A 260-nucleotide genomic window follows, 5' to 3' on the forward strand; every position below is an offset into this window, starting at 1 on the left:
TCTCAAACCCCAGCGACTCCAGAAGTCGTTCACTTCGCACATTACGGGGCAAATGATTGGCCATGATCCGATGAAGCCCCAACTGCTCAAAGCAATGACGGTTAGTGACCTGAAGCGTTTTTTTCATCAAACCGCGACCCTGGGCAGATTCCGCCAGCGAGAAGCCAAGATGACAGGCCTGAAAAACGCCCCTCACAATGTTCGTGTAGTTACACCGCGCTAGAACCTCTCCGCTCTCGGGTTCAAGCAAGAGGAAACAC

General features: G+C 52.7%; 1 protein-coding gene. It reads right to left on the reverse strand.

The genetic code is table 11. The features are described from left to right. Nucleotides 1–260, reverse strand: a 260-nt coding sequence (locus AAEZ08_RS23130) for a GNAT family N-acetyltransferase (RefSeq protein ID WP_500125208.1), incomplete at both ends; no start/stop codon positions are given.

The organism is Pseudomonas sp. E45-MNA-CIBAN-0222 (assembly GCF_040310405.1).
GTDB lineage: Bacteria > Pseudomonadota > Gammaproteobacteria > Pseudomonadales > Pseudomonadaceae > Stutzerimonas > Stutzerimonas stutzeri_AC.